Consider the following 26637-nt stretch of genomic DNA (forward strand, 5'->3'; position numbering starts at 1 on the left):
ACCCGCCCGCCGGGCGGGACTTCCCCGCCGCGGCGAAGACGCGTTCGACGAACGCGTCCCGGACGCCCTCGTTCTCGAAGAGCCCGTGGAGGTACGTTCCGAGCGCCCGGTCGGTCGCCGCGCTCTCCGGGCCCAGCGGGGAGGCGACCGACGCGGTCGGCGTCGACCGACCCATGTGGATCTCGTAGCCGGTCGCGGTCCCCGCGGCGCCCGCGAGCGGACCGACCCCCTCGACCGACCGCGTCACGCGCTCCACGCGCTTCTCCGTCTCGAAGCGCGTCTCGACCGGGAGGACGCCGACCCCCTCGACCTCGGTCCGCTCCCCGGTCCCCTCGACCCCGGCGTTCGTCAGCCGCTCGCCGAGGAGCTGGTAGCCGCCGCAGAGGCCGACGATCGGGCCCGCGAACCCGCGGAGCGCGTCGTCGAAGCCGGCGTCGCGGAGCGCGAGCAGGTCGTCGACGGTGTTCTTCGAGCCGGGGAGGACGACCGCGTCGGCGCCGTCGAGGGGGGAGCCGGTCCCGCCGCGGGAGGCGTCGAGCGGGACGTACGCCACCCGAACCCCCGGCTCGCGCGCCAGCGGCTCCAGGTCGGTGAAGTTCGAGATCCGCGGGAGCCGCGGGACGGCGATCCGGACCGCGTCGCCGTCGGCGACCCCGTCGTCGGCCCCGAGGACGCCGGGCTCACCGCCGTCTCGACCCTCGGTCCGATCGGGGAGGGAGAGACTGTCCTCCGCGGGGAGGCCGGGGTCGTCGTGCGGGACCACGCCGACGATCGGGACGCCCGTCCGGTCCTCGATCTCGGCGATGCCGGGCTCTAAGAGGGCGGGGTCGCCGCGGAACTTCGTGATGACCGCGCCGACGACGCGCTCGCGGACGTCGTCCGGCAGGAGTTCGAGGGTGCCGTAGAGGCTCGCGAAGGCGCCGCCGCGCTCGATGTCGACCGCGATCACGATTCTGGCGTCGGCGAAGCGGGCGCACTCGACGTTCGCGAGGTCCCGGTCGTGGAGGTTGATCTCGGCGATGCTGCCCGCCCCCTCCGCGACGACCACGTCGTGGTCGGCCGCCAGTCGGCGGTGCGCCGCGACCGCCGCCTCGCGGGCGGCCTCCCAGTGCGACTCGTAGTACTCGCCGGCCGCGTAGTGGCCGACCGCCTCGCCGTCGACGATCAGCTGGCTCTCGCCGTCGCCGCGCGGCTTGAGCAGCACGGGGTTCATGTCGGTCGTCGCCGGGACCCGGGCGGCCCGGGCCTGCACGTGCTGGGAGACGCCGATCTCGCCCCACTCGCCGTCCGGCGCCAAGGCGACCCAGGCGTTGTTGCTCATGTTCTGCGCCTTGTACGGCGCCACCGAGACCCCGTTCCGCGCGAGGTGCCGGCAGAGCCCGGCCGCCAGCGTGCTCTTGCCGGCGTGGCTCGCCGTGCCGGCGATCAGGACCGTCTCGGCGTCGGGGTCGGTCATCCGGGTCGGAAGTCGGCGGTCACGTCAGTACTCCGTCCCCCGCCGCGCCCGGTGTCCCGCGTCGAAGGGGTGCGCCACCTTCCGGACGTTCGTGATCAGGTCGGCGACGCCGTCCAGGTACGCCGGCTCCGCGTGGCTCCCGGTGAGGACGAGCTCGAGCCCGTCCGGCTTCGACTCCGCGAGCGCGACCACGTCCCCAGGGTCGACGAGGCCGCGGTCGGCCGCGTACAGCAGCTCGTCGACGATCAGCATGTGGACCCCGTCGTCGGGGTCGCCGTCGAGCGGGAGCGGCGCCGTCAGGTCCGCGTCGGCGGCGCCGGCGACGAGCGCCTCGGCGCGCTCGAAGGCGGCCGCGGCCTTCGCCTCGTGCTCGCCGTCCGCGGAGCCGTCGAGCAGTCCGTGCCAGCCGTAGTGGCCGGCGTTCTCGTAGGTGAACCCCGGCATCGCGGCGATCGCGTTGTACTCGCCCCTGACGCCCTCGACGCTGTCCGCGCCCCCCTTCATGAGCTGGAGCATGTGGACGCGGTAGCCGTGCCCCGCGGCCCGGAACCCCATCCCCATCGCCGCCGTCGTCTTCCCCTTCCCGTCGCCCCACCAGGCCTGCACGAGCCCGAACTCCTCGGGCGCGGCCGGCTCGATCGGCTCCGGTTCGGGGGCCGTGCCGCCGCCGGGAGTCCGGGACGCCGGGTGCTCGGCCGCCGATTCGTCGCCGTCGGTCGGTTCCTCGTCGGTCGATACGTCCGCGTCGCCGTCGGTGTCTGTGTCGTCGTGTGTCATGGGTCGAAGACCTCCGCCCGCTCGTCGGCGACGACGCCGTGTTCGGCGTCGCCGGCCGGACCGGGCAGGTCGCCGTCCGGGTACCGCGACCGCAGGCTCGCGCGCACCGCGTCCCGGACGCAGGCGCGGGCCGCCGCGCCGACCGGCGTGGCGCTGCCCGAGAACGCCGCCGGCTCCCCGTTCGGGTCGTCGGCGACCGCGACCGCGTCGCTCGTCGTGCCCGGCACGCCCGCGGTCGCGAGCAGGGTCGCCGCCTTCGCCTCGGCCGCGACGGAGACGAGGTTCGCGGCGGCGCCGGGCGCGAGCCGCCGGGTGGTCCCGACGATCAGGTTGACCGTGCCGGGTCGCGGGCGGTCCTCGGTCGCCGCCTCGGGCTCGCGCTCCCGAGCGCCGTCCCCGGGCTCTCCCTCCGGGTCCATCGGGAGCATCGCCGGGTTCGAGAGCCCGACGGTCGCGTACGCGACGACCGGCCCGCGCCGCGCGCCGCGGGCGTGCTCCATCGCGACGCCGGTGAACAGGGTCGGCGGGTCGCCGTCGCGCCCCGCGTCGCTCTCGCCGTCCCGTCTCGCGTCGTCCTCGGTTTCGAACCCCGCCCGCGCCAGCCGCTCGTCGCGGTACGCGCCGAGGTCGGTGCGCTCGAACCCCTCGGGAACGGTGACGTTGTACGCGGCGTCCGTCCGCGACCGCCCGCCGTTCCACCCGGTCGAGAGCCAGCGCGTCCCCGGGCGTCGGAGGCGGAGGACGCCGTCGCGCACGGTCGCCTCAAACATCGTCGCCCTCCGGATCGGTCGTCGTGTCGTCGGTCGCCGCCGCGTCGGCCGTGTCGTCGGCCGCCGCCGCCTCGGCCGTGTCGTCGGTCGCCACCGCGTCGGCCGTCTCCGCGTCGCCGACGCCCAGCGCCGCCAGCAGCCGGTCGTTCTCGGCCGGCCGGCGCACCGCGACCCTGACGTGCGAGCCGAGCCCGCGGAAGGTGGTCGCGTCCCGGACCGCGACCCCACGCTCGCGGGCCGTCGCGACGACCGCCTCGGCCGACCGACCGGTCGCCCCCACATCGACCAGCAGGAACGGCGCGTCCGAGGGGGAGACGTCGTAGCGCTCGGCGAGGGCCTCGCCCATCCGGGCCCGCTCGGTGCGGACGCGCTCGCGGGTCTCGATTATAAACTCCTCCCGCCGCATGCAGTACGCGCCGGTCGCGAGCGCCGGGGCGCTCAGGTTCCACGGGCGGCGGGCGTTCGACAGCGCCGCGCCGACCTCGCCGGTCGCGACCGCGAACCCGGTCCGGATCCCGGGGAGGCCGAACAGCTTCGTCAGCGACCGGGCGACGACGACCCCCTCCGTCCCCGCGAGCGACGGGCGGTCCGTGAACCCGAGGAACGCCTCGTCGACGAGCAGGAGCGTGTCGGCCTCGCGGCACCGCGTCGCGAACCGCTCCAGCGCCGCGCGGTCGTACGCGTCCCCGGTCGGGTTGTTCGGGGTACAGACGACGGCGAGCGCGTGGTCGCTCGGGTCGGCGTCGAGGACCTCGGCCGCCGAGACGAACGCGGGTTCGCCGCCCTCCAGCCGGACTTCGCGGGCGTACTCGCCGAAGCTCGGCGCCGGGACGAGGGCGGTGTCGCCCGGGTCGACCGCGAGCGCGACCGCCGCGCGGATCGCAGCGAGCCCGCCGGGCGCCGGGATCACGGCCTCGGGGTCGCAGCCGACGTAGCCGGCCGCGGCCTCGCGGAACGCCGCCGGCGGCTCCGCGGGGTACGACTTGGCGTCGGCGAACGCCTCGCGGTAGACCGCCTCGACGCCCTCCGGGACCTCCGGGTTGGTGTTCGCCGAGAAGTCCAACAGATCGGGGTCGTCGCTGCTCCCGTGGGGCGCGCGGTCGAGGTCGATCGCGGTGTCGAGGTTCATGGGTTCTGGTTCAGTCGTCGGCCTCCCGGTCGTCCGCCTCCCCGTCGGCGAGGAGCCGCTCGGCGACCCGCACGTCCGACGGGTAGTTGACGTTGACGGCGAGCCGCGCGTCCTCGGTGACGTGGACGGCGGCGTCGGCGCTCTCGTCGTCGCTTCCGGTCCCGCCGCTCCCCCCGACGACGTTGATCCCCGCGGGGACGACCTCGCGGCCGTCGACCTCGGTCGCCGCGTCGGCGCTGACGCCGAGCTCCCGCTTCCGCGACGCCGGGACGCAGACGGTGAGCGACGCCGGCGCGTCGTCGTCGCCGGCGGCTCTGGCGGCGTCGATCGCGCCGTTCACGGCCGCGGCGTCCACGAGCGGGAGGTCGGCGGCGACGGTCAGGAGGGGCGCTCCGCCCGGCCCGACCGACTCCATCGCGTACTGCAGGTCGGCGACGTAGCCGTCGCCCGGCGCGTCGATCACGCGGAGTCCCGGGCGCTCGTCGGCGAGATGCGCGCGCGTCGCCGGCGCGTGCGGCGAGACGACCGCGTGCACCGCCTCGACGCGGCTCTCGGCGAGCGCGTCGAGCGCCCGGTCGACCATCGGCCGCCCCGCGACCGGAGTCAGGGGTTTCTCCGCCACGCCGCCGAGGCGGGTGCCGCGGCCGCCGCACATCAGAAGCGCGTCCACGCGATCACCCCCGCGTGCAGCGCGGCGACCCGCGCGAGTTCGTTCGTCGCGCCCAGCACGTCGCCGGAGACGCCGCCGAGCCGCCGCCGGGACCACCGGCGGAGCAGCGCCGCCGTCGCCAGCGCGGCGAGGAGCGCGGCGACCCCCGGGAGGACCCGCGGCCACGCGAGGAGCGCGGCGGGCGCGGCGAGCGCGAGGACGGGGAGCGCCGCCCCGGGGCCGACCCCGTCCGCGAGCGCGGACCCGAGCCCCTCGTGGGCCGCGTCGCCGACGCAGACGAGCGCCGCGGTCGCGGCCTTCGCGCCCACCTCGGCGGCGACGACGATTCCGGCGGCGACGAGCGGTCCGCCCGCACCCGGTGCCCCGGACGCCCCGACCAGCCCGAGCGCGGCGGTCGCCAGCCCGAGGACGACGGCGACGAGCGCGACCGTCCCGCCGACGCCGAGCGCGGAGTCTTTCAGGACCTCTCGGCGCTCCGCGGGACCGCCGTGGACGACCGCCGCGTCGCCGAGGTCGGCGACCCCGTCGAGGTGGGTGATCCCGGTCACGGCGTAGACGGCGAGGGGGAACGCCAGCGCGACCGTCGGCGCGGGTGCGGGCGCGAGCAGGGGAAGCGAGACGGTCGCGCCGACGAGGTAGCCGACGGCCGGGAGCGTCCACGGCGCCCCCGAGAACGCCTCCCACGCCGCCTCGCTCCGACCGACCGGGACCCGCGTGAGGAAGCCGAGCGCGCCCCGGAGCGCGGCCGCGGTCATCCGACCACCCCCGCGGAGGAGAGGAGGCCGTCGCTCGGCAGCAGCCACCCGACCGCGAGCAGCCACCCCGTCGCCCCCGCGACGGCGACGCCGCCGGCGACGCCGACGAGCCGGACCGCCCGCTCCGCGTCGGCGACGCTCGGCGACGCGGCGGCCGGATTGAGCGCGTAGTGACCCGGCTTCGCCAGCCGCACGTCGAGCGCGGCCGCGGCGGTCGCCATCGGCCACCCGGAGTTGGGCGATCCCGGCTCGCGCGCCCACGAGCGGGCCCGCGAGAGCGTCCCGACCGACCCGGCCGCGATAGCGAGACAGGCCGCGGCCGCGCGGGCCGGGAGGTACATGACGGCGTCGTCGAGCCGGGCGCTCGCCCGGCCGACCGGCTTCGACCGGTAGCCGAGCATCGAGTCGAGCGTGTTCACGGCCTTCACCCACGCCGCGCCGGCGACCCCCGCGGCGAGCGGGAGGGCCGACGCCGGGGCGACCGCCAGCCCGACCGTCGCGCCGCCCGCGAACCCCGCGAGCGGCGCGACGAACCCGTCGGCGAGGTTCTCGGCCGCGCTCTCGACCGCCGCGCTCCGGAGCGCCGCCGGCGAGAGGTCGGTCGCGTCGCGCCCCACGAGCGCCCGGATCGACTCGCGGGCCGCCTCCGGATCGCTCTCGGTCAGCGCGACCACCTCCGCGGTGACCTCGCGGAGCATCCGGAGGCTGACGAGCGGGAAGAGGAGCGCGCCGGCGACCGGGACGCCGAGAACGGGGAGGACGGCGGCGGCCCACACGGCCCCGCCCCCGACGACCGCGGCGAGGAGCGGGAGGCCGACCGCGGCCGCGACGCCGACCGGCCGCGGGCGCGACCACGACCGGTCGACCGGTTCGACGACCGAGCCGAATAGCGCGACCGGGTGGACCCGGCCCGGCGGCTCCGCGACCGCGAGGTCGAGCGCGACCGCGATCGCCAGCGCGGCGAGGGCCGGGAAGACGACGGCGACGCCGAGGGGCGCGGAGAGCGACATCGCGGTCAGAGCCCGTCGAGGAACGCGTCGAACGCCCCGCTCTCCGGGTGGACGTGACAGTACGTTCCGAGCGTTCGGTGTTCGGTCAGGCCGTCGTGCTCCCCGTCGATCCCGGTCCCGCGCTCCACGTCGAAGGCGAACCTGGCGTCGCCAGCGACGTCGGCGTCGGAGTAGTGGAACTCGTGGCCCCGGAGGGCGTCGCCCGCCGACGCGGTCGGCGCGTCCCGCCGCGCCCGCAGTTCGACGTGGTCGAGCGCCTGATAGCGGTCTCGCATCGCCACGTCGGCCGGGAGGACGCCCGCCATCGCGTGCGTCTCGCCCTCGACGGTCGTCAACGACTCGGCGAGCGCCATCAGCCCGCCGCACTCGCCGAGCACGGGGACTCCCTCCGCGGCCGCGGCCGCGATATCGGCGAGCGCCGGGCCCTCCGCGAGGGCCGCGGCGTGCAGTTCCGGGTAGCCGCCGGGGAGGTAGACGCCGTCGCAGGGCGGGAGTGGGTCGCCCGCGACCGGCGCGAACGGCTCGACGGTCGCCCGCTCGCGCAGGCGCTCGACCGTCGCCGGGTACGCGAACCGGAAGGCCTCGTCGCGGGCGACCGCGACGCGGGGGCGGTCGCCGGGCGGTGCCGCCCTCTCGCTCGGTTCGGCGACTCCCGCCGGCTCCCGCGCGACGTCGAGCAGCCGCTCGACTCGGAGCCCCTCCGCGGCCGCGTCGAGCGCGTCGTCGGGGACCGGCGACTCGTCGCCCATGTGGAGCCCGAGGTGTCGCTCGGGGACGTCCAGGTTGTCGTTCGGCGGGATCCGTCCGAGGTAGGTCAGCTCGTCCGGGAGCGCCTCGCGGATCCCGTTTTCGTGGCGCCCGCCGTGTGCGCGCTGGGCGATCACCCCCGCGACGTCGACGTCGCGGCCGGCGCGCTCGGCGTACGCCCGGAAGCCGAGCGCGGTCGCGGCGACGCTCTCCATCCCCGCGCTCGCGTCGACGACGAGGGCGACCGGCAGGTCGAGCGCCTCGGCGACGGCGGCCGTGCTCGACCCGTCGCCGTCGTACAGTCCCATCACGCCCTCGACGACGCAGACGTCGCCCTCGCCGCGGGCGTAGTTCCGACGGAGCCCGCCTTCGCCCTGCAGCCACAGGTCGAGCGTGCGCGAGGGGCGTCCCGCGACGCGCTCGTGGTGGCTCGGGTCGATGAAGTCGGGGCCGGCCTTCGCCGGCTGGACAGCGTGCCCCGCACCGTCGAGCGCGCGGATCGCGGCGAGCGTCGCGACGGTCTTGCCGACGCCGGAGGCGACGCCGCCGAGGACGACGCCCTTCACGGCGCACCCTCTGCGGTCGATTCGCCGTCGCGCTCGGCGAGCAGTCGGTCGGTCACGGCGGCGACGCGCTCGCGCAGGGCGATATCCGAGACGCCCGCGCGCTTGGCGAGCGCCAGCGCGCCGCCCATCCCGACGCCCTCCTTCGCCTCGCCGCGGGCGTACGCCCGCATCGCCGGGCGGTCGCTCGCGTCGAAGCCGGGGTCGGTCGCGGTCAGCGCCAGGTCGAGGTCGTCGGCGAGCGCCGCGACGTCCGCCGTCGGGTCGTCGGCGACGAACGCGGTCGTCGCCAGCGGGAGCCGCCGCTCGATCCCCGCGTGCCGCGCCAGCGCGGCGACCGTCGCCAGCTGGGTGCCGCCCGCCAGCGTCACGTCGATCCCGCGTTCGGCCGCGCCGACGACGAGGCCGGCCGCCGCCGCGAGCACGGGGTCGCCCATCAGCCGGACCGCGTCGAGGGGGTCGCCCGCGGCGTCGCCCGGGTCGAGGCCGCTCGCGGCCAGTCCCTCCTCGACGACCGCGCGCTTCCGCGCCAGCGGGTTCGCCGCCAGCGACGAGGAGACGACCGGGCGCTCGCCGAGCGCGGTCAGGACGCCGAGCGCGGTCGTCGTGCCGCCGGGGACCGTCTCGGCGACGAGGAGCTCGGCGGGATCGCCGCCGCCGTCCGCGGCGGCGCCGCCAGCTCCGTCTCCGTTTCCGTCTCCGCCCACGCCGGCGATCGTCCCCGCCAGCCCGCGCGCCCGCTCGAAGACCGCCGCCGCGTCCGGCACGGGCTCGGCGGTCCGGACGTCGCCGCCGGGCGTCGCGTCGGCGTCGCGGACGGCCGCCCCCGCCGGCGCGGTCGGCACGGCGAGGCCGGCGTCGACGCCGACGAAGTCGACGCCGACCAGCTCCCGGACCGCCCGGGTGACGACCGCGGGCGTCGGGCAGCCGGACGGGCTGACCGGCACCGGCGAGTCGGGCCCGGGTCGACCGTCGGCGACGATCTCCAGGTCGGCGCTGGGCGTGTGCCGCCGGAGCGTCGGGTCGGCGCCCGCGGCGCTGATACCGTCGATCGCGGCCGTCTCGGTCGCGCCCGCGACGACGACGAGGGTCGGGTCGCTCACGCGGCGCACCCCGCGGCTCCCGCCGGTCGAACCCCTGTGCCGGTCGCGGTGTCGATGATGACCACTAGCGGTTGGTTAGCACAAGTCGACTTTAATCGATCGGCTACCGACGGGGGCGTCGACCGAGCGGCCGTCGCTCAGGACGGGGTCCCGCCGGCGGCCGGGGCGCTCGACGCTCGGTCCGACCGGGCCGCCCGCGGCCGCTCGAACCGCAGGCGGATCACGCTCCCCTCCGGCTCGTTCTCCTCGAACCGGATCCGACCGCCGGACTCGCTGACGATCCAGTTGACGAGCCACAGTCCGAGACCGCTCGCGTGTTCGAGCGGCGTCTCGTACCCTCGCTCGAAGACCTCGCGCTCGCCGGCGGGGATACCCGGGCCGTTGTCGGCGATTCGAACGCCGACGAGATCGGTTCCCGGTCGATCGCCGTCGAGCGACTCGATCGCGACCCGCGGCGTCTCCTTGTCGTTGTGTTCGACGGCGTTCTCGATCACGTTCCGCAGCGCTGACTCCACCAGCGGGTGCGCCCGAACGACCAGTTCGTCGGGGAGCGACACGTCGATGTCCGCCTCCGGGTGCTCCCGCGCGACCTGCTCGCAGCTCGTCTCGGCCAGCGACGCGACGTCGACGGGCTCGGTCTCCACGTCGCCCTCCTGTAACAGACGCTCGATCTCCCTCGCTTGGTCCCCCATCTTCACGAGCTCGGCCGACTGCTCTTGGACCATGCGCGCCCGTTCGGCGTCGTCGAGGTCCTCGGCGAGCAGTTCGGCGTGACCGTGGATCAGGTTCGCGTTCGTTCGAATGTCATGACGTAGCACGCGGTTGAGCACGCCGAGCTGACGGCTCAACTGAGACGACGTCTCCCGGGCGACGCGCTGCCGGCTGTCGTAGAAGCCGACGACGAACCCGACCGCGGCGCCGCCCGACGCGGCGTTCACGAAGACGTAGATCTGGTGGCTCATCTCAACGCCCTCCCCGTGCTGGTACACCGTCATCAGGGCGGTCTGGCCGGCCAGGGCGACGGCGCCGAGCGCGCACCACCCCGCCACGCGGAGCACGTGTCTCCCGTCCGTCCCCCGTCGCCGGAGCCAGAGACCGCCGACGAAGACGCCGAGGCCGAAGAGCATCGGAATGAGGATCCCGGACAGGAACGTCTGGAGGCTCTCCCGGTCGCCCGCCGCGTGCGCCACGTGGAGGGCGACCAACCCGACGCCGATTCCAAGAATGAGAAAGAGCCTGACGCGGGCCTTGGCCGACTCGGAGAGATGCATACGGTGGTAAATCGTCGAATCCTACAAGATCGCTCCCCCGAGGTTCTCACGGCTGATATCTCTCTCCGACATCGGCGCCGCCGCGGTCGAACGCGGGCCCGCCGGACCGCCGGCCCGGTCACAGCTCGTCGGCCGTGCTCACGTGCATTCCGACGAAGCGCCACTCGCCGTCCCGGCGTTCGAGCGCGCCGCTCCAGCGCGTCTCGAACGCGCGTCGGTCGCCCGTCTCCGCGTCGGTCCAGGCCATCGACACGTCGTCGCTGAACCACGCGCGGCGGTCGCGCTCGGTGACGCGGAGCGCGCGACTCGTCACCGTCCAGTCGGTCGTCGTCTCGGTCTGTCGCCGGAGCCCCGCGCGGATCTCGTCGCCGCCGACCAGGCGCTCGGAGATCCCGAACTTCACGAGCGCGTCGTCGCCGGACCCGGACTCCGCGAAGTACGGGCCGAGCGGTTCGCCCGCGCGAAGCGCGTCGTAGTAGCTCTCGATCCGTCGGCGCGCGTTCATACCGATCGGTTGGGATTCGTCGGAGAAAAACCCGTTCGGACGTCGTCGCTCTCGACCCGCGTTTCGATCGACCGAGAACCCTCGTGTGCCTTCTTATAACAGCCCTGTGTGTCGGTGACTCATGACACAGTACGACGCGCTGCTGGGGACCGAAATGGACGACGCCGCGATCGACGACCTGCTGACAGAGGCCGGTGTCGGCGTGCTGTCGACGAGCGCCGACGGCGTGCCGTACGGCGTTCCGCTGTCGTTCGGGTACGACGGGGACGGCACCCTCTACTTCGTCTTTCTCGGCGGGACCAGCGAACTCCGAAAGGAGACCTACGCGGCGCAGTCGGACGTCGCGAGCTTCGCCGTCTTCGACGTCGCCCCCGACGGCTCGTGGCGAAGCGTGATCGCCGCCGGCCCGATCGATCGCATCGCGAGCGAGGAGTGGGACGCGGCGCGCGAGGCGATGGCGGACAACGCGTATCAGGCGACGCATCTCACCGAACACGAGTTTCGGGACGAACCCAACGTCTGGGCGCTGGAGGCCCGCGACCGTTCGGGTCGAGCCGTCGGACGGCAGTGATCGCGCCGCCTCGGACGACCGAGACGGGCGGCTCGGCCTCAGCCCCTGAGCAGTCGCACGACCTCGTCGCTGATATCGGTCTTGACGGCGACCACGTACCGGAAGCCGGGCTCCAGCACCATCTCCGGGCCCGGAAGCTGATTGCTGTCTCGCCCGGCGACGACGACGGCTCCCCGCGGGAAGGCGACGTCGCGGAGCTCTCGGCCCGCGACCGGCGCGTCGGCCGCCACGGTGAGTTCGAGCAGCGTGAGGTCCCCCGTCACCTGCTCGATCGTCCGGACGCCGCCGCCCGCGACGTGGACGATCTCGTTGGTCGCGGCGTGTGCGGCCAGCTCCTCCGGATAGACGACGCGGTCGACGAGCCCGGCGTACTCCTCTTTGTCGCCGTGGTCGATCCGCGCGACGGTCCCGATATCGGGTTCGATCTCCGTCGCCATCGCGCAGATGCCGATGTTCGTCATCGCGCCGTACCCGGTGAGCGCCGCGACGACGTCGCTCCGGTCGAGGCCGGCCTGTCGCAGGATCGACCGCCGGCCGCCGTCGCCGTGAATGACCGTCGCGTCGTACTGCTCGCTCAGGAACTCCACCCGCTCGCGGTCCTTCTCGACGACGACCACGTCGTGGCCGCGGTCGGAGAGACGCCGCGCGGCGTGATACCCGACGTGTTGACCGCCGACGATCACGACCCGTAGATCCGTGCTCATTCGCCGGGCTACCGCGCGCAGGTAATTGTAGGTTACGCCGTTTAAATAGGCGACGCGGCGAGTTCCCCCGCGAACGCCGGACCCCACGCGGGAGTCGTCCCCCGCTGCACGTATATATTATTTAATTAATATTATTGCGGGATCCACATCGTAGCCACGTTTGTCCTGTCGTTCCCGGAGAGAACGTACGGAATTTGTCGGGATTAGATTAATGTACGTGCAGTCGTGGTAATTGGTACAGCCGCGCGATGACCGGTCTCGGACGCCGAACTCGGGTGGAGACCTCGTGAGCAGTCACGACCAGCGGGAACCGGAGGCCGAACTGGGCCTGCTGGACGCGACGATGATCGGGATGGGCGCGATGATCGGCGCGGGTATCTTCGTCCTCACGGGCCTCGCGGCCGAGATATCCGGTCCGGCCGCGCTGCTCGTCTTCATGTTGAACGGGGTCGTGACCGCCTTCACCGGCCTCTCGTACGCGGAACTGGCGTCCGCGATCCCGAAGAGCGGAGGCGGCTACGCGTTCGTGCGGGAGATATTCGACGACTTCGGCTCGTTCATCATGGGCTGGATGCTCTGGTTCGCGTACATGATCGCCGGCGCCCTGTACGCGCTGGGGTTCGCGCCGAACTTCCTCGAACTGCTCCACGTGTACGGCGTGGTCGCGCCGCCGGACCAAGTCGGCGCGGTGGTGCTCCCGCTGCTCGGCGTGGGGGTTCCGGCGAAGTTCCTCCTCGCGTTCGCGGCGGTCGCCGGGCTCGTGGCGATGAACGCGGCGTCGACCGCCGCGAGCGGCAGCGCCGAGACGGTGTTCACGATCGTCAAGGTGTCCATCCTCGTCGTGTTCGTCGCCTTCGGGTTCCTCTCTGCCGGCGGCGGCGGGGAGACGAGCTTCACCTTCCAGAACTTCGACCCGCTGTTCCCGGAGGGGTCCGGCGCGTTCAGCATCCTCCCCGCGATGGGCCTGACGTTCATCGCCTTCGAGGGGTACGACCTCATCACCACCGTCACCGAGGAGGTCGAGAACCCCCGCGAGAACATCCCCAAGGCGATCTTCGTCAGCCTCGGCGCCACCGTCGTCGTGTACCTGTTGGTCGTGACGGTGGCGATCGGCACGCTGGGCGCCTCGGAGCTCGCCGCCGCCGGCGAGGCCGGCATCGCGACGGCGGCGACGTCGTTCATGCCGACCGGCCTACCGGTCATTCGGAACGGCGGCGCGCTCATCGTCTTCGGGGCGGTGTTCTCGACGGTCACGGCGCTCAACGCGGTCGTGATCGCCTCCTCGCGCGTCGCCTTCTCGATGGGCCGCGAGGGCCAGTTGCTGCCGTCGATCGGCCGGATTCACCACCGGTTCGGCACCCCGTTCGTCGCGGTGCTGTTGAGCGCGGTCGTCATGCTCGGGTCCGTCTTCCTCCCCACGCAGAGCGCGGGGAACATGTCGAGCCTGTTTTTCCTGCTGTCGTTCATCATCGTCAACGTCGCGGTGATCCGGCTCCGGCGGGAGCGACCGAACATGAACCGCCCGTACGAGATACCATACTACCCGATTCCGCCGATACTGGCGATCGGTCTCAACGGGATTCTCGCCGTGGTGCTGATCGGCTTTCTCATTCAGACCGATCTCCTCGCGCTCCTGCTCAGCGTCGGGTGGCTGGTCGCCGGCGCCGCGATGTACGTCGTGCTCAACCGGTACCGGGCCCGGGGGACTGTTGAGGACGAGACGGCCGCGGCGACCGCCGACCAACCGGCCGCGGAGGGAGCGAGCGAGGACTGACATGACACGAGACATCATCATCGCCGGCGGCGGCCGCGTCGGCTTCCAGACGGCCGAGGTGCTCGCCGCCCGCGACGAGAACGTGACCATCGTCGAGCAGGACGAAGACCGCATCGAGGAGATCGCCGACGCGTGGATCGCGACCGTGATCCGCGGCGACGCCTCCGACCCGGACATCCTCGAACAGGCCGGAATCGAGGACGCGGACACCATCGCCGCGCTGACGGAGCTGACAGGGTTGAACCTCGCAGTCTGCCTCCTCGCCACGCGGCTCACGGACGAGATCAGAACGGTCGCCCGCGTCGATCGGGAGACGGACGGGACGTACGACCGGTTCGTGGACGCCGTCGTCTACCCCGAGTCGGCGGGCGCGCGGGTCGCGGCCAACAAGACCGCCGGGAAGGAGGTCCAGGCGTTGACCGACGTCACCGGAGCGGTCGAGATCCTCGAGATCAGCGTCGCCGAGGGTGCGCCCGCCGCGGGGCGGACGCTCGCGGACGTCGCCTTCCCGGCGGGCACGCTCGTCATCTCCGGCGACGACGGGAACCGGATCTCGCAGCCGGACACGACGCTGACGCCGGGACACCGGTACGTCGTGGCCGTCGAACCGGGCGTCGTCGACGAGGTGCTCCAGCTGATGCGCGGGTAGCTCTGGTTTATACGAGCCCGCCCAGCGTGAAGACGGCGTAGCAGATGCCCACGAGCAGCCCGGAGTGAAGCAGCGCCTCGTAGCGTCCCCGGGAGGCGGTGCCGGCGAACCAGCCCGACGCGAGCATCGTCGCCTGCGTGACGACGTACAGCCGGAAGCGTTCGAGGTTGGGGTGGACCGTCTCCGGCTCCGTCACGAGGTCGGTGGCGCCGGCGAGCTCCGCGAGCCGCGCGGCGTCGATCACCTGCGTGTTGACGACGGCGACGACGCCGGCGACCAGCGCGGCCGCCGCCCAGCCGACCGCGACGTACGGGTGCATCGACGAGCGGAGCGCGCGCTGCTCGCTGTACAGCTGTCCAACCTCGATCCGGAGCGTCTCGAAGACGGCGTCGGCGTCGCTGCCGGCGTTCAGGGCGCCCGTCACGAGCCCGAGCGTCCCCTCCGCCAGCGGCGTTCCCACCCGGTCGACGAACCGGCCGATGGCGACCGCGCGCACGTCGGCGGCCTCGCGGGCGTCGCGGACCTCGCCGCCCCCGCCGGTTCCGGCCCGCACCCCTCCGGTCGCCGTCGTCGACCCGAGCGCGAACGCGAGGTCGGCCACGTCGTCGTCGAGCACCCCGAGGTCGACGTCGCGGGCCACGGCCGCGACCGCGTCCGGGAGTGGGCGCCCGTGCGCGACGTGCCCGGAGACGGCGTGGACGAAGTCGGCCAGTTCCCGGTCCTTCGCGTCGTCGATGCGGGTCCGCCTGACCGCGACGCTCCCCACGGGAATCGCGAACGCCGCGTACGATAGCAGCACCACGTTGACGAGCGTGTACTCCGCGACCGCGAGGCCGACCGCGAGCAGGGCGGCCGGCGGCGCGCAGACGACCGCGGCGCTCGTCGGGTTGCGGCCGACCGAGGCGGCGACCGCGCGCGGCGACCCCGGGAGGTCGTAGCTCGCGCGCTGGTTCGGCGGGCGGAGCGTCCCGACCGCGACCGCGCCGGCGAGCCCGATGGCGACCAGGAAGACGACGGCCCCGTACAGCACGACGGCCCGCGTCGGGACCACCCCGACCGGCGTCTCGACCGGCGGCAGGAGTTCGGGGACGACCACGGTGAGCGCGGTCGCGGCGATGACGAGCAGCGCCGGCAGCACCAGCACGGCGACGAACAGCTCCGTGAGGAGCTCTAAGAACCGCCGGGCGCGCTTCCGGGCGCGGTCCTGCCGGTGCGCGAGCATCCGGCTCTCCGTTCGGAGGTACTCCGCGAGCGCCGCGTCGCCGGTCGCCGCGTGCTTACGGAACTTCAGCAGGAACGGCGCGAGCAGCTCGCGCGAGGGCGTGTCGCGGGCGACGCGCCGGAGCCCCTCGTCGAGGCTCCCGGCGAGCCGCGCCGCGTTGAGCGCCTTCCGCAGCGAGGTGGCCGTCCCGCCGTAGGCGTCGCTCGCGGCGGTCTTCGCGACCATCTCTCTGGGGCCGTCGCTCCCGGACGCGAGCAGTTCGAGGTAGCGGACCGCGGCCGGGAGCGTCCGCTCGATGTCCGTCCGGCGCGTCGCCGTGAGCCACCGGAGGTGGAGCCCGCCGAGCCGCACCGTCGCCCGCTTCGCGAGGAGCGCGACGACTCCGGCGAGCGCGACGGCGACCGCTTCGGGCGACGCGACCGGCGCGGCATCCCCTATCTCTCCCTCGACGGCCGCGAGCAGCGCCGGCGTCGCTCCCATCGCGACGAGCAGGGTCGGTCCGGCGACGGCCAGGCAGACGAGCCACGAGAGCCCGTACACCCGGGACAGATACGTCTCGAACCCCGTGTCGAGCGCCGTCCCGCGGTACCGCTTCCGGTCGGCGTCGTGCCGCCGGTCGCTCGCGTGTCGGGCGAAAAGCGCGTAGAGGGCCCGATCGACGGCAGACGACCGGCCGCTCCGCAGGAAGCCGTCGGCGTCGGCGGCGTCGACGGCCCTTCCGAGTCCCGGGCTCCCGCCGTCGCCGTCGGTCGCCGGCCCTCCGCTCACGGCTCCCTCCGCCCGTCAGTCCGTTCGCTCTCGTCAGTCCGTTCGCTCTCATCAGTCCGTTCGCTCCCATCGCCCGTCCGATCCATCGTCCGCGCCGCGCGCTCGACGGTCGCGGCCTCGTCGGTCCGGAGGTCGGCGAGGAACTCGAACAGCGCGTCGACGTCGCGGACGCCCTCTCGGACGAGGTACTCGACGTACCGGCGCTTGGCGAGGAACTCCGATCGCACGGCGTCGACCTCGCGGTCGGTGTGGTCGGCGATCCGCTCGAACGCCCGGAGGCGCGGCTCGTCGCCCGGCGCGGCCGCCGCGTCGGCTTCGGGCGCGCCCGGGAACCGGAACGCGCCGTCGGCGTCGCGCCACGCGAGCGTGTTGAAGTACACCGCCTCACCGCCCTTGTCGACGACGCCGGCGCCGCCGTGTTTCGGGTTTCCGGTAGGGCTCCGCTTCGCCTCCGGGTCGAGCGCCTCGTACTCCTCGGCGGAGAGGGGTTCGACCGCCCGCGAGACGTACCGCTCGCCGTCGACCTGCCGGGGGAAGACGACGAGGTCGATCTCGCGGAGGAGGTACGGCGGGAGTCCCCGCTCGACCACGCGGTTCACGAGCGCCTCGACGTCCTCGGCGTGGGTCGTGCCGATCACGCCGTGGCCCGTGTTGAGCGTCTCCGCGAACGTCTCGAAGCTCGCGGGCGTGTTGATCTCGGCGATCACCTCGACGTCCGGGTTGAGGTAGTTGGCCTCCGTCATCAGCTCCGACATGCTCACCGACTTGTACGCCTCCTCGTGCTCGCGGGTCGTGAGCGACACCCCGGTCTCGTGCGGGAGTCGGACCTCGCGGGACCCCTCGTCGATCGACACCGGTCGGTCGTCGAACGGGATGAAGGGGGTGTGGGCGTTCAGCAGGGTGGTCTTGCCGACGCCGGTCGGCCCCGCGAAGAGGACGACGCCGCGGTGCTCGTACAGCAGCCACAGCAGCGTGACCAGCTCGGTCGAGAGCGTCCCGCGGTCGATCAGGTCGACCGGCGTCATCGCGTCCGCGCTCTGCTTCCGGATCGAGACGTGGGGCCCGTCGGCGGAGATGACGGGCAGCGCCACCGCGCACCGGACCGTCTCGTCGACGCCGTCGACGTCGAGGTTCACCTTCGCCGACGGGGTGGCGGCGTTGAGCTCGGTGCCGTCCCGGGCCGCGAGCGCCGTGACGACGTTGACGAACGTCGTCTCGTCCTCGAACGCGAGGTTGGTGGGGACCCGGGCGCCCGCGTCCGGGGCCGGGCCGCCGCGGTCGGTTTCGACTCCCCCGGCGCCGTCCTCGCCGTCCGCCCTCCGCAGGACCGAGGCGCGCGGGACCACCTTCACGCGCTCGCCGACGCGGTTCGCCTCGACGTCCTCCAGGTTCGGGTCCCGGATCGGCACTGTGAGGATCCCCTCGCCGACGAAGTCGCGCAGCACGTAGTACGCCAGGTCGTCGAGGCGGTCGCGGGCGTACCGCGAGTCGACCGGCGGCACGGCGAGCCCCCGGTCGGCCAGCGCGGACCGGGCGCGGTGGGCGGCCGCGTCGAGCCACGCCCGGGTGTTGCGCGCGGTGAGCCGCCGCGAGAGGAACCGCCGGGCGTGTTCGGCGACGAACGCCTCGCGGTCGTCGACGGCGCCGTTGACTGTCGTCTCCCAGATCCGCTCTTTGCACTCCTCGATCAGCGCCTCGTCGCCCGGGAGGAGGTCGGGCTCGAGGACGGCGTACTTCGTCTCGAACGCGTCGGAGCCGAGCAGGCGCTCGCGGTAGACGACCACCTCGACGGAGAGGCCGGCGAAGCCGACCGCGTACTGCGCGAGCCGCTCGGCGGCGACCCGCTCGACGTAGTCGGCGTCGACGTCGATCCCCGTCTCCAGCGGCGCGAACGTCTCGGTGTGGACGACCAGCTCGCGCTCGTCGCCCACGTCGGCCACCTCGATCCGGTCGTCCAAGGCGAGCGGCGTCACGTCGCCGAGCAGCCGGAGGTCCCGCAGCGCGCGGTAGTCGATCCGGCGGCGCGCGGCGGCGCTCGCGTCGAGCAGGCGGTCGAGGGCGCGGTCGTACTTCGGCTCGAACCCCCGCCCGGCCCGCTCGACGACCCCGACGCGGGTGAGCGGTCGGCGGTGCCGGACCGCGGAGAAGTGGTCGCGGACGCGCGCTAACGCCTCCTCGTCGGCGGGCGACAGCGGCGGCTCGCGCACGTCGTAGCCGAACCGGCCGCCGTCGCGCTCGCGGACCGTGGCGACGACGCCCGGCGCGGCCTCGTACTGCGCCCGCACGTCGGGCGCGTACCACGCCTCGGGGTCGTCAGGCGGGACCGGCGCGGGCACCGCGTCGTCGGAGTCGTCGTTCGGCTCGTCGACGATCCGGAGCGTCGGCGCGTCGCTCACGGTCCCGTTCCTCGCAGGGGCGGCGCCCTCGTCGGTGTCGCGGACGTTGGTTGCGGCTTCGGCATCGCCAGTCGTTCGCGGGTGGCCGTCTCCCCGATTTAAGAATTTATATCATCTCTGATATGTCGTTTCATTTTTGGGAAACGTTCGGGCGACCGTCAGCGGGGCGCGCCGCGGCTCGATCGGCTCTCGTCTCCGCGGAAAGCGGAGTCGGCCGACGACCGCCTCGCAGGAGTTCCTTGATCCGCCGGTATCACCTCTCTAACGGAACTTTGACGGAACGCTTCGGTATTGTCGTCGAGAAACGATCGCTGAATCGAATCGGTATCCCCCCGCAGTCACGCGATTTCGGCGGAAGCCCTCGGATCCCCTCGACCGCCGGTGGACGGAGTCGAGGCCCGTTCTGAAGGCGTCTTCAGACGCCCTTTCAGGGGTATCACACGCGTCATCGAGGAGAGCCTGAAAACTAACACATCTGATTATTCTGTTTCTAGTTAATTATCGGCCTACTGTAGAGTTCTCCGTTCCGCCGACGCGCGGTCGCTTCGGCGGGGATGAGAGCGATGATATATACCCCAACAAACACGATCGGTCGAACAGGAGGCCCGCGAGGATGAGCCGAGCGGGCAGAGAACAGGCGTTCGCGGTACTGTTCGCGGTGGTAATGGTGATGTCGATGATCGCGGGCACGGCCGCGATACCCGGCGGGGCCGCCGCGGCCCCCGGCGACGTCGTTCACCGCGTGAACGCGGGCGGAGATACGGTCTCGTCGATCGACGGCGGACCGGACTGGGTAAGCGCCGATCAGTATCTCGTCGGCGGTGAGGACGAGACGTCGACGAACCCCGCACCGAGCGCGATCGACGACTCCGTTCCGGCCGGAACGCCGTCGGGGATCTGGACCTCCGAACGTTGGGAACCCGAGGACGGCGACGAACTGCAGTACGAGTTTGACGTCCAGTCGGGCCAGCAGGTCGAGGTCCGGCTGTACTTCTACGACGGATACGAGGGGACCAGCGCCCCGGGCGACCGCGTCTTCGACGTCAGCGTCGAGGATCAGACCGTCGAGGGCTTTGACCCGATCGACGAGTACGGCGACCAGACCGCCGGAATGGTGTCTTTCAACGTCACGAGCGACGGGACGATTGATATCGACTTCGCGCACGTGACCGAGAATCCCCAGATCAACGCGATCGAGATCGTTGAGTCCGAGCCGGAGCCGGACACGCTCGGCGGGCCGAGCGAGGTCGACTTCAGTACGGTCGTCACCGGTGACAGCGGCACCGAGACCGTGACGCTCACCAACCTCGGCGGAAGCGGCGATCCGGACATCGACATCACGGACGTCTCGGTGACGGGGTCCGACGCCGACGAGTTCTCGACCGGGTCGGCGTCACAGTCGACCCTGGCTCCCGGCGAGTCCGCCGACGTCCCGGTGACGTTCACCCCGTCGGACGCACAGCCGAAGGCGGCGACGCTGGAGGTCACCCATACGGGGAGTAACTCCCCGCTGACGGCCGACTTGACCGGTGAGGGCGCGAGCGACGTGCCCGTCGGGTTCGGCGTCAGCGGTCTCGACGTCAACCTCGGGAACCCGACGTCGCTCGACTTCGGCCCGGACGGTCGGCTGTACGTCTCCCAGCAGAGCGGGGAGATCAAGGCCTTCGAGATTACTCGGAACGGACCGAACGACTACGAGGCGACCGACGCCGAGGTCATCACGGCCGTTCAGGACCTCCCGAACCACGACGACGACGGCGAGTACAACCCGGGCGTCACCAACCGTCAGGTGACGGGCCTCACCGTCGAGGGGACGGCCTCGGCGCCGGTGATGTACGTCACGTCGAGCGACCCGCGGATCGGCGCCGGCGGCGGCGGGAACGACGTGGGACTCGACACCAACTCCGGCGTCGTCTCGCGGCTGACCCAGCAGGGCGACGGGAGCTGGGACCACGAGATGCTCGTGCGCGGCCTCCCGCGCTCGGAGGAGAACCACGCCAGCAACGGCGTCCAGTACGACGCGGAGGAGAACGTGCTGTACGTCGCACAGGGCGGCCACACGAACAAGGGCGCCCCGTCGAACAACTTCGCGTACACGCCCGAGTACGCGCTCTCGGCGTCGATCATCTCGGTCGACCTCGACCAGATCGACTCGATGTCGGAGAAGAACGCCGCCAACACCGACGCGTCGTACGTCTACGACCTGCCGACGCTGGATCCGTCGTCGACGTCGACCGCCGGACCGTTCGGCGGTCAGGACGGCGATAACATGGCGAAGTGGGTCTCGAACGGCCCGGTCGACGTGTACTCGCCCGGGTGGCGGAACCCGTACGACATCGCGCTGAACTCCGAGGGGCAGCTGTACTCGACCGACAACGGCGCGAACCCCGGCTGGGGCGGCGTGGTCGTGAACGAGGGCCCCGCGGGAACGTGTACGAACGCAGAGAACGAGCAGGACGAGTTCTCCCCGCCGGGCGTCTACCACGTCGACGGCGAGGACTACTACGGCGGGCACCCGAACCCGACGCGCGGGAACGCGACCAGCGAGTTCGGCGGCGCGGTCGAGAGCGGGCTCCACGACGCGGTGAACTGCGACTACCGCGACCCCGCCGGCGACAACCCCAGCGCCGCGCTGGAGACGTACGGCCCGACCCCGCAGGGGATGGACGTCTACGAGGCGTCGAACTTCGGCGGCGCGATGCAGGGCGACCTGCTGCTGGCGATGTGGAACTCCGGTGACGTCAAGCGCGTCGAACTGAACGCCGACGGCACCGAGGCCACCGACACCGAAGACATCTTCGAGAACATCGGGAACAATCCGCTCGACGTTCACGCGCAGGACGATGAGGGGCCGTTCCCGGGCACCGTCTGGGGGGCTACCTACGGTAGCAACGACGTCACGGTGTTCGAACCGAACGACTACGACGGCTCGGTCGGTGGGACGTGTACGGCCAACGATCCGAGTTCGCCGGAGTACGACCCGGACGGTGACGCCGACGGCGACGGCTACACGAACGCCGACGAGAACGCGGTCGGGACCGACCCCTGTTCGCAGGCCTCACAGCCCGAGGACAGGGATCAGGACGGGAATCCCGACTCGCTCGATCCCGACGACGACAACGACGGGATCCCGGACACCGAGGACCCGTTCGCGATCGACCCACAGAACGGGCTCGACACCACTGTCCCGGTCGACCGGCAGTTCGCGGCGGGGCAGTACCCGCAGTCGCTGTTCGGTCTCGGATTCTCCGGCCTGATGACGAACGGGACGGACTACGCCGACCTGTACGACGGTTCACAGGTCCGCGCCGGCGGCGCGACCGAGAAATTCTCGGTCGACGCCGTGCCGTTCGGCGACGCGTACACGGACCAGAACTCTCAGGCGTACGCGTTCCAGTACGGCGTCGACGCGCCGGACGAGCCGTTCGTCGTCCGGACGACCGTCGAGGCGCCGTTCCCCGACGACATGACGCCCGAGAACTACCAGGCCGCCGGGATGCAGGTCGGGACCGGCGACCAGAAGAACTATGTCAAACTGGTCGCCTCGGCCCAGGACGCCAGCGGGAACCCGAACGGCGGCGTCCAGTTCCTGCTCGAAGAGGGCGGGACGGTTGCCGACAGCAGTTCCGTGGTGCTCTCCGAGCCCGGTGTGGTCGGGAGCGGCCAGGAGATCGACCTCTACCTGACGGTCGACCCGACCACCGATCCGACGCCGAACGACGGCTCCGCGGACGCGGCCGTGACGGCCGCCTACTCGGTCAACGGAACCGAGACGGTCGAGTTCGGCGAGACGTTCGCGGCGCCCGAGAGCTGGTTCGCAAACAACTCCATCACCGACGCCTCGGGGAACTCGGTCGAAGTGGGCACCGCGGTCGGGATCATCAGCACGGCCAACCAGGCCGACGAGACGTTCTCGGCCTCGTGGGACCGACTGACCGTCACCGCCGTCGGGGCGAACACGCCGCCGACGGCCGACGCGGGCGCGGATCAGACTGTCGACGAGGGGCAGACGGTGACCCTCGACGCGTCCGGGTCGTCGGACCCCGACGCCGACGACACGCTAGGCTACTCGTGGACCCAGACCGGCGGCCCCGGCGTCGGCTTGAGCGTCCAAGACGGCGCGCAGCCGACGTTCGCGGCGCCGGCCGTCTCCGCGGAGACGACGCTGACGTTCGAGGTCGAGGTCTCCGACGGCGACGCCGCCGACACCGACACGGTGACCGTCACCGTCGAGGACACCGACGGCGACACGTCGACCGGAGCGGTCGTCGCGGCGATCAACGCCGGCGGCACCGAGTACACCGCCAGCGACGGGACGACCTACGCCGCCGACGACTACTTCGACGGCGGGGACACGACCACCGCGGGCGACGCCGGTATCCCCTCGGACATACAGATCGACGGTACCGACGACGATCCGCTCTACACGAGCGAGCGGTTCGGCGGCGAGAACGGCGGGAACTTCGGCTACGACGTCCCGGTCGACAACGGTACCTACGAGGTGACGCTCCAGTTCGCCGAGATCTACCAGGGCGTCTCCTCGAACGACGGCGACAGCGATCAGACCGGCGACCGCGTGTTCAGCGCGTCGATCGAGGGCCAAGAGCTCCTCACGGAGTACGACATCCACGCCGATGTCGGGGCGCTGAACGCGACCGACAAGACGTACACGGTCGAAGTGACCGACGGCACGCTGAACGTCGACTTCACCGCCAGCGCCGACAACGCGAAGGTCTCCGCGATCAAGGTGACGGAGGCCCAGACCGGCCCGACCGACGGCGAGGCGACGCTGACGGTGGACGCCGGCGAGGGGATCGATGCGACGACCTACGACGACGGGTCGTACGAGATCACCAACACCGGCGACGAGGACATCGAGGAAGTCACGCTCGACCTGAGCACGGCTGCCTTCCCCGATGTTGTCTCCGATCCGGACGGCACAGCCGGTGACCAAGGTGCGAAGGGCTTCACGCCCGGGAGCGGTGCGAGCACCGTGGGCCTGGTCGACGGGAGCGTCTCGGTCCCGCACAACGGCGTCAACGGGTCCGACGGCTACGACGTGATCACGGTCACGTTCGACGACTTCCAGCCCGGCGAATCGTTCGCGTTCGCCATCGATAACGACCCGACCAGCATCAAGGGCGGCTCGAGCGCCCAGAGCGGCGAGGCCGGACCTATTTCGGGGCTGGAGCTGTCCGGATCGACGATGACGGCCGCGTTCGCCGACGGGGCGACCGCGGAGACGAGCGTGTTCAGCGACGGCAGTGCGGGCGGCTCGCAGGGGGTCGCCGACGCCGACGTGGCGCCGGCGCCGACGATCGGCGTCGAGGGGGTCCCGCTGGACGCGGGTGCCCTCGATGCCCGGCACAGCGCCGCGACGGTCGCGGCGGCGAACCAGACCGTCACGATCGACGGTCAGCCCGGCGAGACAGTCACGCTCCTGCGGATCGAGGGCGAACTGAACCTGATCGAGGTGCCCGACTACGACGGCACGCCCGGCTACGACGTTGAGGAGTACGAGGCCAACAACGCCGTCCAAGTCGAGGAGTACACGACGACGGTCGGACAGGACGGCACCGCGACGGTGCCCGTCACGCTGACCGACTCCGCGGAAAACGGGGGGTTGAACTACTTCGTCGCCGCCGCGGAGGACGGCGAGGGCGAGACCGGTCTCGCCTCGAACGCGGTCGTCTTGGAGCTCGAACCGACCGAGCCCAACGACCCGCCGACGATCGGCGCGATCACCGACCAGGGCGTCACCGAGGGCGAGTCGGCCACGGTCGACGTGCCCGTCTCCGACGCCGACGCCGACGACGACCCGACGCTGTCGGTGAGCGGCCCCGGCTTCGTCACGGTCGACGACGCCGACGACACGCTGACGATCGCGCCCGGCGACGGGACGGTCGGCTCCTACACGGTCACGGTCACCGCCGACGACGGCCAGGCGACCGCGACCGAGGAGTTCGCCGTCCACGTCGACGAACCGAATCAGGACGGCGAGGTCGAACTCGCGGTCAACGCCGGCGGCCCGGCCTACACGGCCGCGGACGGGACGGAGTACGTCTCCAGCGGCACCGCGGGCGTCTTCACCGGCGGGTCGGAGACCACCGCGGGCGACGCCGGGATCCCGTCGGACCTGGCGATCGGCGGTACCGACGACGAGACGCTCTATCAGAACGAGCTGTACGGCAGCAGCGCGCAGGACACCCCGAGCGCGCCGAACGTCTCCGCGGCCGTCGATAACGGCACCTACGAGGTGACGCTCCAGTTCGCCGAGATCTACCAAGGCGTCTCCTCGAGCGACGACCCGGACTCCACGGGACCGACCGACGGGACCGACGAGAACGACCGGCTGTTCGACGTGACGGTCGAGGGCCAGCAGGTCCTCACGGAGTACGACATCTACTCCGAGGTCGGTCCGGCGAACGCGTCGGACAAGACGTACACGGTCGAGGTGACCGACGGCACGCTGAACGTCGACTTCGCGGCGACCAACGACAACGCGAAGATCAGCGCCGTCAGGGTCGAGTCGCTCGGGGAACCGGACGACGGCCCGGGGCCGGTCGGCAACTTCAGCGACGCGCCGACCGACCCGGACGGCGACGGCGTCTACGAGGACGTCAACGGCGACGGGAACGTGACCACGACCGACGCACAGGCACTGTTCGCCAACTTGAATAGCCCGACTGTCCAGGACGATGCGGACGCGTTCGACTTCAACAGCGACGGAAACGTCACCACCAGTGACGCTCAGGCGCTGTTCGCCGAACTCGTCGGAGGGAGCTGATCACTCCATGTCACAGTCTTTCGACTCGACACTCCGACGCGACGCGGGTACTCCAGAGGATTCTCAGTCCGAATCCCGTGTTTCGACCGCAAGAACTGGTTCGAACCGAACCCCAACGACGAAAAATAATGAACGATAACACAGCAAACCGGTATACCAGAACGCTCGCGGTCCTACTGGCGACGCTCACCGTCCTCTCGATGGTCGGTGGCGTCGCGAGTGCGGCCGGGGTGACGACACTCAGCGTATCGCCCGCTCAATCAGACCTCACACCCGGCGAGACGACGACCGTCCAAGTCGTCCTCGACGATGCCGACGGCGGCGTCGGTTCCGGACAGATCGGCATCCAACTCAGCGATCCGGCTGTCGCGGAGATCACTGGCATCAGTGCGGGTGAGTCGCCCGGGAATTCCCAGCCCTCGATTTCGAACGACGGGTCCTCGGCGAACGTTCTCTACGCGTTCGACAACACCACTGACACCGGTGCAGTCACCGTACTGACCGTCACACTCGAAGGCCAGTCACCCGGCACGACTTCATTGTCGATCGTCTCGCCGGCCGAGGCTGGTGGGCCAGACCAGATCTTGGAGTTCGGTGACGAGGGTGGTACTCCCTACACCATCTCTCAGACCGATAGCGCCACCGTGACCGTCACGGACCCGAACACGGCACCGACGGCCGCCGTTAGCGGCCCGTCGAGCGCGCAGGTCGGCGAGCAGGTGAGCTTCGACGCCTCCGGCTCCAGCGACGCGGACGGCTCGATCGAGAGCTACGAGTGGGAGTTCGATGACGGCACGACCGCCACCGGCGCGTCGGCCAGTCACACGTACGACGCCGCGGGCGACTACGAGGTTGCGCTGACCGTCACCGACGACGACGGCGCCACCGACACGGCGACCCAGACGGTCTCCGTGAGCGAGGCGCCCGATCCGGCGAGCTTCCAGGTCTCGAGCCTGAACGCCGAGTCACCGGTCACGCAGGGCGACGACGCCTCCGTGACCGCGACCGTC

General features: G+C 72.0%; 19 protein-coding genes. 5 read left to right on the forward strand and 14 right to left on the reverse strand.

Annotated elements, in window-relative coordinates:
* The 11 genes from DJ75_RS05430 to DJ75_RS05480 form a co-directional block, all read right to left on the reverse strand.
* A partial coding sequence (locus DJ75_RS05430) for a cobyric acid synthase (protein WP_141211981.1) occupies positions 1-1456 on the reverse strand: 1456 nt, incomplete at its 3' end.
* Positions 1457-1480: 24 nt separating this feature from the next.
* Positions 1481-2233, reverse strand: coding sequence for a cob(I)yrinic acid a,c-diamide adenosyltransferase (locus tag DJ75_RS05435; protein WP_094523278.1), 753 nt, complete (start codon positions 2231-2233; stop codon positions 1481-1483).
* Complete coding sequence (locus DJ75_RS05440) at positions 2230-3003, reverse strand: adenosylcobinamide amidohydrolase (protein ID WP_094523280.1); 774 nt, start codon at positions 3001-3003, stop codon at positions 2230-2232. Before DJ75_RS05440 ends, DJ75_RS05435 begins: the two co-directional genes overlap by 4 nt.
* On the reverse strand, positions 2996-4132 hold the full coding sequence (locus tag DJ75_RS05445; RefSeq protein WP_094523282.1) for an aminotransferase class I/II-fold pyridoxal phosphate-dependent enzyme: 1137 nt from the start codon (positions 4130-4132) through the stop codon (positions 2996-2998). The genes DJ75_RS05440 and DJ75_RS05445 overlap by 8 nt, the downstream gene beginning before the upstream one ends.
* A 10-nt stretch (positions 4133-4142) precedes the next feature.
* Positions 4143-4787, reverse strand: a complete 645-nt coding sequence (locus tag DJ75_RS05450; RefSeq protein WP_094523310.1) for an NTP transferase domain-containing protein — start codon at positions 4785-4787, stop codon at positions 4143-4145.
* A complete protein-coding gene (cobS, locus tag DJ75_RS05455; RefSeq protein ID WP_094523284.1) occupies positions 4787-5557 on the reverse strand; it encodes an adenosylcobinamide-GDP ribazoletransferase in 771 nt (256 codons plus the stop codon). The genes DJ75_RS05450 and cobS overlap by 1 nt, the downstream gene beginning before the upstream one ends.
* Positions 5554-6567, reverse strand: coding sequence for a CobD/CbiB family cobalamin biosynthesis protein (locus DJ75_RS05460; RefSeq protein WP_094523286.1), 1014 nt, complete (start codon positions 6565-6567; stop codon positions 5554-5556). Before DJ75_RS05460 ends, cobS begins: the two co-directional genes overlap by 4 nt.
* 5 nt (positions 6568-6572) lie before the next feature.
* Positions 6573-7880: a cobyrinic acid a,c-diamide synthase gene (locus tag DJ75_RS05465; RefSeq protein ID WP_094523288.1), complete on the reverse strand. Its 1308-nt coding sequence runs from the start codon at positions 7878-7880 to the stop codon at positions 6573-6575.
* Entirely contained in the window at positions 7877-8980 is a 1104-nt protein-coding gene (locus tag DJ75_RS05470) for a nicotinate-nucleotide--dimethylbenzimidazole phosphoribosyltransferase (protein WP_094523290.1), read from the reverse strand. The genes DJ75_RS05465 and DJ75_RS05470 overlap by 4 nt, the downstream gene beginning before the upstream one ends.
* Before the next feature lie 137 nt (positions 8981-9117).
* A complete protein-coding gene (locus DJ75_RS05475) occupies positions 9118-10251 on the reverse strand; it encodes an ATP-binding protein (RefSeq protein ID WP_094523292.1) in 1134 nt (377 codons plus the stop codon).
* Positions 10252-10369: 118 nt separating this feature from the next.
* Positions 10370-10756, reverse strand: a complete 387-nt coding sequence (locus DJ75_RS05480) for a nuclear transport factor 2 family protein (protein ID WP_094523294.1) — start codon at positions 10754-10756, stop codon at positions 10370-10372.
* A 121-nt stretch (positions 10757-10877) separates the two neighbouring features.
* On the opposite strand from DJ75_RS05480, the gene DJ75_RS05485 reads away from it, so the two are divergent.
* Positions 10878-11327, forward strand: a complete 450-nt coding sequence (locus DJ75_RS05485; RefSeq protein WP_094523296.1) for a pyridoxamine 5'-phosphate oxidase family protein — start codon at positions 10878-10880, stop codon at positions 11325-11327.
* Positions 11328-11365: 38 nt separating this feature from the next.
* On the opposite strand, the gene DJ75_RS05490 is transcribed toward DJ75_RS05485, so the two are convergent.
* Positions 11366-12031, reverse strand: coding sequence for a TrkA family potassium uptake protein (locus tag DJ75_RS05490; RefSeq protein WP_094523298.1), 666 nt, complete (start codon positions 12029-12031; stop codon positions 11366-11368).
* 343 nt (positions 12032-12374) lie between these two features.
* Here DJ75_RS05490 and DJ75_RS05495 point away from each other — a divergent pair, with 343 nt between their 5' ends.
* Entirely contained in the window at positions 12375-13805 is a 1431-nt protein-coding gene (locus DJ75_RS05495; RefSeq protein WP_394338270.1) for an APC family permease, read from the forward strand.
* A gap of 1 nt (position 13806) precedes the next feature.
* Positions 13807-14454 (forward strand): TrkA family potassium uptake protein, encoded by a 648-nt coding sequence (locus DJ75_RS05500; RefSeq protein WP_094523302.1) that lies wholly within the window; start codon positions 13807-13809, stop codon positions 14452-14454.
* Between the two features lie 7 nt (positions 14455-14461).
* Here the strand turns inward: DJ75_RS05500 and DJ75_RS05505 are convergent, their stop codons facing one another.
* A complete protein-coding gene (locus tag DJ75_RS05505) occupies positions 14462-16444 on the reverse strand; it encodes a type II secretion system F family protein (protein ID WP_094523304.1) in 1983 nt (660 codons plus the stop codon).
* The gene (locus DJ75_RS05510; protein WP_094523306.1) at positions 16441-18840 is read right to left on the reverse strand and encodes a type II/IV secretion system ATPase subunit; all 2400 of its coding nucleotides are present in this window, start codon (positions 18838-18840) and stop codon (positions 16441-16443) included. The genes DJ75_RS05505 and DJ75_RS05510 overlap by 4 nt, the downstream gene beginning before the upstream one ends.
* A gap of 613 nt (positions 18841-19453) precedes the next feature.
* On the opposite strand from DJ75_RS05510, the gene DJ75_RS05515 reads away from it, so the two are divergent.
* Together DJ75_RS05515 and DJ75_RS05520 are read left to right on the forward strand one after the other, a co-directional pair.
* A complete protein-coding gene (locus DJ75_RS05515) occupies positions 19454-25627 on the forward strand; it encodes a malectin domain-containing carbohydrate-binding protein (protein ID WP_094523308.1) in 6174 nt (2057 codons plus the stop codon).
* Between the two features lie 128 nt (positions 25628-25755).
* Positions 25756-26637 (forward strand): PKD domain-containing protein (locus DJ75_RS05520; RefSeq protein WP_217900373.1); only part of this gene is annotated, 882 nt, incomplete at its 3' end.

It is taken from the genome of Halorubrum sp. Eb13, from assembly GCF_002252895.1.
Classification (GTDB): Archaea; Halobacteriota; Halobacteria; order Halobacteriales; family Haloferacaceae; genus Halorubrum.

Coding starts and splice junctions, on each gene's coding strand:
- DJ75_RS05435 (WP_094523278.1), bottom strand. CDS start 2,233: ATGACACACGACGACACAGACACCGACGGCGACGCGGACGTATCGACC.
- DJ75_RS05440 (WP_094523280.1), bottom strand. CDS start 3,003: ATGTTTGAGGCGACCGTGCGCGACGGCGTCCTCCGCCTCCGACGCCCG.
- DJ75_RS05445 (WP_094523282.1), bottom strand. CDS start 4,132: ATGAACCTCGACACCGCGATCGACCTCGACCGCGCGCCCCACGGGAGC.
- DJ75_RS05450 (WP_094523310.1), bottom strand. CDS start 4,787: ATGTGCGGCGGCCGCGGCACCCGCCTCGGCGGCGTGGCGGAGAAACCC.
- cobS (WP_094523284.1), bottom strand. CDS start 5,557: ATGACCGCGGCCGCGCTCCGGGGCGCGCTCGGCTTCCTCACGCGGGTC.
- DJ75_RS05460 (WP_094523286.1), bottom strand. CDS start 6,567: ATGTCGCTCTCCGCGCCCCTCGGCGTCGCCGTCGTCTTCCCGGCCCTC.
- DJ75_RS05475 (WP_094523292.1), bottom strand. CDS start 10,251: ATGCATCTCTCCGAGTCGGCCAAGGCCCGCGTCAGGCTCTTTCTCATT.
- DJ75_RS05480 (WP_094523294.1), bottom strand. CDS start 10,756: ATGAACGCGCGCCGACGGATCGAGAGCTACTACGACGCGCTTCGCGCG.
- DJ75_RS05485 (WP_094523296.1), top strand. CDS start 10,878: ATGACACAGTACGACGCGCTGCTGGGGACCGAAATGGACGACGCCGCG.
- DJ75_RS05490 (WP_094523298.1), bottom strand. CDS start 12,031: ATGAGCACGGATCTACGGGTCGTGATCGTCGGCGGTCAACACGTCGGG.
- DJ75_RS05495 (WP_394338270.1), top strand. CDS start 12,375: ATGATCGGGATGGGCGCGATGATCGGCGCGGGTATCTTCGTCCTCACG.
- DJ75_RS05500 (WP_094523302.1), top strand. CDS start 13,807: ATGACACGAGACATCATCATCGCCGGCGGCGGCCGCGTCGGCTTCCAG.
- DJ75_RS05515 (WP_094523308.1), top strand. CDS start 19,454: ATGAGCCGAGCGGGCAGAGAACAGGCGTTCGCGGTACTGTTCGCGGTG.